Below are 6965 nucleotides of genomic sequence, written 5' to 3'. Positions count from 1 at the left end.
CCCACGCCTGCATCGGTTGTTCTGCCGTCCGCTCTCGCCCGGCTTGAGTGAACTGGCGAAAAATCTGGCTCGGCCGGAGGAGGTTGTCCAGACCACGGAAATTGAGAACCTGCACCTGGTGACGGCTGGACACTGTGACGGCGAGGTCCTGGAAGCGGTGTCGCAGGGGAAGCTCGACCAGTTCCTGCGGTCGCTTCGCGATCAGTGCGACCTGGTGCTGGTGGATTCCAGCCCGATTTTGACCACCGCAGACGCCCTCATTCTCGCCCATGTGGCGGACAGTGTCGTCCTCTCGGTCATTCAGGACAGGAGCCGACTCCCGCGGGTGTTCGAGGCCGTGCAGCGGCTGCGCAGCGTCGATCTTCCCCTTTTGGGAATTGTTCTCCACGGGACGGCCCCCAGCAGGTATCGCAGTTACTACCGTTCCTACACGATCGACGTGGAATCCCAGGCAGTCGAGGGGGCGCGTGGGTGAACGGGATGCTCTGGTGCGGCAGTGTTCCAACGGGGCAGGCGTTGGGGAAAATGGATTGAAACGGTCGGCGGGTGCATGGTCTCGCTTGGGAAAAAGCCCTGGCCGCTGTCATAGCTGCGAGGAGGTGCCTCATGGTGCGGAATTGGTGCATCCTGTTGGGATCGATGCTGGCCCTTGCGTGCTGGGGGAATGGTTCCCTGGCTGACACCGGCGAGGATGGTCGCTGGAATGTCGTGCTCTTCGTGGTGGACGATCTGGGTTGGGCGGATCTGGGCTGTTACGGTAGCCAGTTCTACGAGACGCCGCACGTGGATCGTCTGGCGGCGGAAGGGATGCGTTTTCTCGATGCCTATGCCGCGTGCCAGGTATGTTCCCCGACCCGGGCGGCGATTATGACCGGCAAATGGCCGCAGCGGGTGGGGATCACAGACTACATCGGGGCTGCCCAGCCGGAGGCCTGGAAACGGAACACGCGGCTTTTGCCCGCTCCGTACCGAACGGCACTGGCCCTGGAAGAGGTAACATTTGCGGAAGTCCTCAAACAGAGAGGATACGCGACATTCTTTGCTGGCAAGTGGCATCTTGGACCGGAAGGTTACTGGCCGGAAAATCAGGGTTTCGATATCAACATGGGTGGCACGGGGCAGGGCGGGCCATATGGCGGAAACAAGTACTTTTCCCCGTATGGCAATCCGCGACTCCCCGATGGTCCGCCGGGAGAGCATTTGCCCGATCGCCTGGCCACCGAAACGGCGAAGTTCATTGAGCAGCACAAAGAGGGGCCATTTCTGGCTGTCCTGTGTTTTTACTCGGTACACACGCCATTGATGGCGCGGGAAGATCTTCGCCAGAAATATGAAGAGAAAAGAAAGCGACTTGGGCTGGTGGAAAAGTTCGGGCAGGAAGGGCCTCGCGAAGTACGGCTGGTGCAGGAACATCCGGTTTATGCCGCAATGGTGGAAGCCATGGACCAGGCCGTGGGAAAGGTCCTTCGCAAGCTCGACGAACTTGGGCTCGCGGAAAAGACGGTGGTTATGTTCACCAGCGATAACGGGGGGCTTTCCACCAGCGAGGGCTGGCCAACATCCAATCTTCCCTTGCGGGCAGGCAAAGGATGGATCTACGAAGGGGGCATTCGGGTTCCTTTCATTGTGCGGTGGCCGGGGGTCGTTTCGCCGGGGACGACCTGCACGACGCCCATCTGCAGTGTGGATATTTTCCCGACAATTGTTGAGCTTTCCGGGGAAGATCCCGCCAAGTACAAGGTGGACGGTCTGAGTCTGGTGCCTCTTTTCCGCAATCGGACATTCCCCGCGGACCGACCGCTGTTCTGGCACTATCCCCATTACGGCAACCAGGGGGGAGCCCCCAGTGCGGCGGTACGAAAAGGTCCGTGGAAGCTCATTCACTGGTACGAAGACGATGATTCCTGGGAACTGTATAACGTGGAAGAGGATATCGGTGAGAAGCACAATCTGGCCAGTCAATACCCGGCAAAAGTTGCCGAATTGAAGAAGCTCCTGGAAGACTGGCTCGTCGATGTGGGGGCGCGTTATCCCACGGCGAATCCGAATTACGATCCCAAAAAACCCGACGGGCGGGTCGCCCGCCGCCGGTGATGGGAATTTGCCGCGTGGGGTGGTAGCCGCCGATCTGGGACCAACGAAAAAGATGGCGATGACCGACCGAGGAAGAACGCGAAGAGATACGATTCTCGCCTTGTTGCGCAGTTTGGGCCCTTTCTGGATTGCCGCCTTCGTCGTGGTGGCAGGGGCCATTGTCGAGGGCTATTGGAGTTTTCGATGGCAGTCCAGCGATGCCGAGCTGGCTCTCAATCCCCTGGCCCAGGCTGTGGAACAGGTTCCCCTTTCCATCGACGTGTGGAAGGCCAGCGAAGTGGTTCCGCCAGACCCGCGGGTGGTCCAAATCAGCGGAGCCCGGGCACTGTTCAACACGACCTATCGCGATCAAACGCAGGGGGATTCGGTAACGGTCTATCTTCTTGCCGGGTGGTCCCGTGATATTGCGGTCCACACTCCGGACGCCTGCTATCCCGGGGCCGGATTCGTGATGGAAACGTCTCCGCAACCGTTCACCGTCAGCTATTCCGCGCAGGAGTCGGGGGGACCGACCCGCCAGGCGGAATTCATGACCGCAGTTTTTACCAAAAGCGAGCCCACCGGGGTGACGAGACTGCGGGTGTTCTGGAGCTGGAATGATGGCCGCGGTTGGCGGGCACCTCGTTTTCCGCGATGGATGTACGGCGGACGTCGTCCGCTCGTCAAACTTTACGTGGTGGCCGAGTCGCCTCTGGGGCAATTACCCCATCAAAGTCCAGCTCTCCGATTCGCGGCGGTTCTTTTGCCCGTCCTCGACGCACGATTGCAGGAAGCGTTCTCCGGCGGGATGCTCGCGCACGATGCCGCCAGGGGCAATTCACACTGATCGGCGAGCTTCTGCCGTGGTATCCTTTTTGCAGACAGATCAGAAGTCGAAGCGCTTTTTCTGACCTGGCCCGGTGATTTCGATCCACTCCACCTCGGCTTCCCGACACCCCTCCGGCAGGTAGATGCGCACAATACCGATGGGTTTTGTCCACGGAACTTCCACGAGCACGGTTTGCGGCCCCGTGGAGGTCATCTCGAACGGTACGGGAGCCGGCCGTTCTCCCGAGGGCGGGAGCCACTCCACCTTGCCGGAAAGTTTTCCTTGAGAGTTGGCGGCGGTTCGCAGAACGTAAAGGCGAAAGGCGACCTGCAACGGGCCGCGCTGCTGTCCCACCGCGTACCCGAGAAACGGCGAAGCGGCCGTGGCCGTCAAACGGAGCTTTCCCTCCCGGATTTCGGCCTGGCAATTGCGGGCCTTCCAGCCGAGGAGCGGGTCCTTGGCGGCCTCGCCTCGGTAATCGGGGTTCTGCCGCGGAATAACCGCTTCGGTGTCCGCCAGGTACTTTTCGAGTTTGATGCGGAGGGCGGCAACGCGTTCCGGATACTTGTCAGCCAGATTGTGATTTTCCCCGATATCCTCAGCGAGGTTGTACAGCTCAAATCGATCGGTTCCGTCGGGGTTGGCGGCAAAAAACCGAATAAGCTTCCAATCCCCCTCTCTCAAATAGGCGGACGGCAGAAAGCCGGGGATATTTCGGGCCTGATTTTCACTGCCGTGGGGAAAGTGGCAAAAGACTTCCTTGCGCGGGGAGCCTTTGCCCTCGAAGGCCGCAACCTGAGAAATTCCGTCCACATGGTAACGGGAGCGATCGATCCCGCACATTTCCAGGATGGTGGGGAAGAAATCGACACTGCTGAAGAGACTCTCGGTGACGGTGCCGGGTTGGGTGTGGCCGGGCCAGACCACGATAAACGGCACGCGGGTCCCGCCTTCATAGATGGAGGCTTTGCCGCTTCGCAGCGGCAGGTTGCTGGTCGCCGGGATATGAGCGTATCCCGGTGGTTGGGTGTCCACAGGACGATTCCCTTCCCGTTGCGGAGGATAGGCAAAGCCACCGTTATCGGAGAAAAAGATGATGATCGTTTTGTCGGCCAGTCCGCATTCGTCGATAGCTGCTACAATCCGTCCCACGGCATCGTCGAGACTCTTCACCATCGCCGCATACACCGGATTGCGCTGGGGAGAGTCGGGATTGGCTTTCTGCCGGAAGTATTCCACAAGTTCCGGCTTGGCACTCCACGGACTGTGAACGGAGAAACACCAGTAGTTGAGATAGAACGGGCGGTCTTTGTTGTTGCGGATGAACCGGGCGGCTTCTGCCGACATGCGATCTTCGATGTGCTCTCCCGGTGCGCCCTGGATCGCGGGGTCTTTGATGAATTTCCACGGGGCGAGATAACCCCCGCCCGGACCGGGAACCTGCGGCGTATGCGGAAAATCGAAATCAAAACCCTGATCTTTAGGCTCATAGGGCCCACTGTGGCCGAGATGCCATTTGCCGAAATGCGCCGTGACGTAACCTGCGCCGCGGAGCACCTCTGCCAGAGTGATGTACTCCGGTTTCAAACGCGTGAGGCTGTTGGCCACCTGGATGCGGACATGGGGTTGTGGCGCGGTGAGGCCTTTCTCAAGAATTTCCTGCGGCAGATGGCACACCGGCGCGGTGATCCCGATTCGCGCGGGATAAAGGCCGGTGAGGATGCTGGCGCGAGTCGGCGAACAGAGCGGATTGGCGGCGTAGGCCTGGGTGAAACGCAGCCCCCGCGCGGCCAGACGGTCGATGTTCGGCGTTTCGTGGTAGGTGCTCCCATAGACCCCAAGATCGCGCCAGCCCAGATCATCGGCCAGAATGAAGACCACATTAGGGCGTCGCGAACCGGCCGGTGGGGCAGTGCTTTCGGCCCTTGCCGCCAGTAAGTTGCCGAAACTGACCAGGGTCAGACAGACAATCAAGCTGCGAATCACGAGGGTGCCTCCCCAAAAATGGATTTTGATCTCAATTCCCGCTCGGCGGCAGGTCAGACGCATCTCTTCCGGTAAAATACTTTAAACAGACGTTCGTTGCCAGAAGGCGTGACCGATCCCCACGTTTTGTATGAGCCTATGAGAAGCCAAACGTTCGATGCGTGGTAGGGGCAACTCATGAATGGCCCCAACGGTGAAACGGGAATTGGACTGAGCAGACCAAGATCGGTCCGTGAATTGGATTACTCAACGTCGGAATGTGGACCTGACAGGCAGGTCCCCCGAGCTGAATTTCCCTCCGGCCGAAGGTCGCGGCGAGATCGGGGGGCGTTACTCGCTGCTGAGGAAAACCGGGGATGACTCAGTCCGGAGCGCGTTGTCAAAAAATTTTGCGCACTTTCATCCATTAACAGAAGGGAGCCCATGTCACCCTCTTACGATGCCCTTTTACTGGTATCTTTTGGCGGGCCGGAGTGTGCCGAAGACGTGATGCCGTTTTTAAAAAACGTTGCCCGGGGAAGAAATATTCCCGAGGCTCGTCTGAAAGAAGTCGCCGAGCACTACTATCACCTGGGCGGCCGCAGTCCGATCAACGACCATTGTCGGGCGCTCAAAAAGGCGCTGCAGGACGAACTCAGTCGGCGCGGTTATCGGCTGCCCGTTTACTGGGGCAACCGGAACTGGCATCCGTTTTTGGAGGAAGCGATCGACGAGATGGTAAAAAACGGCGTGCGGCGGGCCCTGGCGGTGGTGACCTCGGTATTTGGTTCGTACTCCAGTTGCCGGCGATACCTGGAGGATCTGACGAGGGCCCGGGAAGCCTGTGGCGCTGCCACGCTGGAAATTGATCGCCTGCGGTTACCGTTCAATCATCCTGGATTTGTGGCGGCGATGACGGATCGCGTTCGGGAGGCCCATGAAGCGGCAAAAAAGGCGGGATTTGCGTCAATCCACCTTGTCTTCACCGCCCACAGTATCCCGATGGCGATGGCTGCCGGGGCTCCTTACGTCATGCAATTTGAGGAAGCGAGCCGTCTGGTGGCCGAGGCCGCCGGCTTCACCACTTGGCAGCTTGCATATCAGAGTCGGAGTGGACCGCCGCACGTTCCCTGGCTGGAGCCCGATATCCTCGATGTGCTTCGTTCGATCGCTGAAACGGAGCGAGCTGGTGCCGTCCTGGTGGCCCCCATCGGATTTCTTTCCGATCATGTCGAGGTGCTGTACGACCTCGATGTGGAGGCGGCCGGCCTCGCCAGAGAATTGGGAATCGGTTTTTTCCGTGCTGGAACGGTGGGAACCCATCCCACTTTTGTGGCCGGTCTCTGCGAGATGATTGAAGAGCGCCTGAACGGACGGCCGGAAAGGCGGGCTATCGGGCAACTGCCCGCCTGTGCGGATGTGTGCCCCGTGGACTGCTGCCCCCCAGGCTGAACGGTCAAAAGTGCCGCGGGGACCACAGTTGGATGGAAATTATCGCCGGATGAGTTCAGGGTGTTCGCGGTAGAACGCCAGCACCTCTTTTCGCACATCGGCAAGATAGCGTGCATTCTTCTCCATAAGCCCGGAAATGAATTGGCGGAAAAGTTCAAAAACGGGGCTGGCAAACCAGTCGGCAAGATCGTCGCCAGTGGCCGCGTGGGCGTTTTTGCCGTCATCGGGCAAAGCCACCGTGAAGTCATCCGCCACCGGGTCCCAGACGAAGCGGAAATTCCTGGGGACAAACGGGGCGCGACATTCGATGCTGGCCACGCGGCGCCGGGTGCGATAGCCCCGGGATGCGCTGAAATCCACGTGGATGAAGGCGAAAAGTCCCACCCGATCGAGGTCATCCCGGGCTACACCCAGCGGTGGACCGAGAAGGATTTCTGTCAGTTCTCGAAGCGTATCCGCGTGAAGACAGGAAGCGATTCTTCGCCGGTTGCCGATGAGCCGGAAATAATCGGCCACGGGGCGCCCCCAAAGATAGCCGTACCAGTGGCCGTCGCCGATCTCATGGACGAGGAAACACTCGGGGGTTGTGGGCGAAACGGAGAGGGCCTGCCGAACGACGCTCGGGCTATCCACGGTGATGATTTTT

At 59.7% G+C, this 6965-nt stretch carries 6 protein-coding genes; 4 read left to right on the top strand and 2 right to left on the bottom strand.

Going from position 1 to position 6965, the window contains the following annotated elements; genetic code table 11:
• The 3 genes from H5U08_RS07435 to H5U08_RS07425 form a co-directional block, all read left to right on the top strand.
• Nucleotides 1-475 (top strand): hypothetical protein (locus H5U08_RS07435; protein ID WP_297031753.1); only part of this gene is annotated, 475 nt, incomplete at its 5' end.
• 131 nt (nt 476-606) lie between these two features.
• Nucleotides 607-2094, top strand: a complete 1488-nt coding sequence (locus H5U08_RS07430) for a sulfatase (protein ID WP_297031751.1) — start codon at nt 607-609, stop codon at nt 2092-2094.
• Nucleotides 2095-2152: 58 nt separating this feature from the next.
• Nucleotides 2153-2920 (top strand): exosortase-associated EpsI family protein, encoded by a 768-nt coding sequence (locus H5U08_RS07425; RefSeq protein ID WP_297031749.1) that lies wholly within the window; start codon nt 2153-2155, stop codon nt 2918-2920.
• 39 nt (nt 2921-2959) lie between these two features.
• Here the strand turns inward: H5U08_RS07425 and H5U08_RS07420 are convergent, their stop codons facing one another.
• On the bottom strand, nt 2960-4888 hold the full coding sequence (locus tag H5U08_RS07420; protein WP_297031747.1) for a sulfatase: 1929 nt from the start codon (nt 4886-4888) through the stop codon (nt 2960-2962).
• Nucleotides 4889-5311: 423 nt separating this feature from the next.
• Here H5U08_RS07420 and H5U08_RS07415 point away from each other — a divergent pair, with 423 nt between their 5' ends.
• A complete protein-coding gene (locus H5U08_RS07415) occupies nt 5312-6319 on the top strand; it encodes a ferrochelatase (protein ID WP_297031746.1) in 1008 nt (335 codons plus the stop codon).
• Between the two features lie 39 nt (nt 6320-6358).
• Here H5U08_RS07415 and H5U08_RS07410 read toward each other — a convergent pair.
• Nucleotides 6359-6965: hypothetical protein (locus H5U08_RS07410; protein ID WP_297031745.1), on the bottom strand; the 607-nt coding region annotated here is incomplete at its 5' end.

The organism is Thermogutta sp. (assembly GCF_014359955.1).
Classification (GTDB): Bacteria; Planctomycetota; Planctomycetia; order Pirellulales; family Thermoguttaceae; genus Thermogutta.
This window is presented reverse-complemented; position numbering and strand designations above follow the sequence as displayed.